Source organism: Halalkalibacter kiskunsagensis (assembly GCF_037027555.1).
Lineage (GTDB): Bacteria > Bacillota > Bacilli > Bacillales > Bacillaceae_D > Halalkalibacter > Halalkalibacter kiskunsagensis.
In genome coordinates this window covers 1-1,568 of record NZ_JAXBLX010000098.1, presented here as the reverse complement: position 1 = coordinate 1,568, position 1,568 = coordinate 1, and the positions used below count along the sequence as shown (strand labels likewise).

The 1,568-nt window shown below is 41.3% G+C and carries 1 protein-coding gene; it reads right to left on the bottom strand.

All coding sequences use genetic code 11. The features are described from left to right. Window positions 1–76: 76 nt before the first annotated feature. Entirely contained in the window at window positions 77–1,441 is a 1,365-nt protein-coding gene (locus SLH51_RS24375; protein WP_335964184.1) for an IS1182 family transposase, read from the bottom strand. Window positions 1,442–1,568 lie beyond the last annotated feature (127 nt).

Below are 1,568 nucleotides of genomic sequence, written 5' to 3'. Positions count from 1 at the left end.
TGAATCAATTTCATAAAGCTTACTTAGCGAACCATAGAAGAACCCAATTTTGGTTATGACGTTTTTTAAAGTTGATTTAAGCTGCGTTGATCATTTGCTTGTTTGAAATCAACTGGGTTAATCGATCACATGCTAGCTTAGCTCCGTTATAAACTAAATGGGTGAAGTCAAAATGAACTTTTGCACGTTTTCCTGTTCGATACCGAACATTGTTTAACTGAAAGAACTCTTTGAGATACGCAATAACGCGTTCCACCGCACTTCGTTGCTTGTAAATGGTTTTCCATGCTTTTGAGCCACGCGCTGGAGCACAGTAGCGACGTAAATCGGTGGTGATTTTGACTTTATACACCTTTTGGCATAACGTATCTTCCGCTAGCGGACAGTCTTTACACTCTTTTGGACGTGTATATTTTAACGTCTCATACCTAGAGTCGTAGCTATCATAGCGATACGAATGTTCCCGAACACAGGTTGGAGCGAAATGCTTATCAAACCCTTCTAGTTCGGATTCATTCTTCTTGTTATAAGCAATCACTGAATGAGCGCCAATCCGATAGATTTGTTCATAAATCGCAGGGTAGTCGTAACCTGCATCCAGTGTACTATAAGAAATCGGAAGGATAGAAAGACGCTCATGGATGCCCTTTAATAAAGGAATCGCTGCTTTTCCATCATTCAAGTTCCCAGAGGAAAACAAGGATTGGAGAATATACTGACTTTTGGTTCCAACGGCAAAGTGTCCTTTGTATCCGAACCAAAATACATTCTTTCCTTCGCTATTTTTCTTAATACCCCATTTAGGGACCATTGGAACAGATGAACGTAACTCTTCTAGCGTTGTATCAAGCTGAGCTTCAATGGTTTTCTCGAAAATCGGAAGAGCGGCTTCACGCTCGGCTTGTTCTTGAAGCCAGTTCTCTTGTTCTTCTTTCGATTTACGTCCGCGTTTCTTTGGTTCTGGTTTCGGCTTTTCTTCTTTCGCTGGGGCTTGGTCTCGAGCTTCGATATGAGTCGCATCGATGGCGATGGTATCGTCTGTGACAAATCCTTCGATGATGGCTTGAAGAATCTGCGTTTCTTGAATACGTTCAAGAACATCTGATTCCGCTAATTTTGTGAGCATTCTTGAATAAGAAGCCTCAGATGGAATGGGATCGGAAAGAAGAAATCCACAGTCTAAACGGAACATATAATCATGTTTTAGTCGCTTAATTAAATCTTTCGTCGTTGGAATCCGTTCAATGATTCTAGCGACGAGTGAGTAGATCATCGCGGCATAGTTAAGCTGAACTGGTGCGCCATAAAGGGCTTTTTTCGACACAACGGCAAGAATCGGATCGATGTGAATCGTCGAAAACACCGCTTCAAAACGATGGGTAGGTTCTAAATCATATAAATCTTGCAGGTCAAATAGGCTTCCTTGTCGTATAATAGTCATAAGGGAGTCTTCCTCCAGTCTTAGAGTTGGTTTGGTCACTTACTCATTCGACTTTTGGGGAGGTACTCCTTTTTTCATGTCTTGAAAGCTTTGTGAGACCTGTGATTCAAATTATGAAATTTACTCA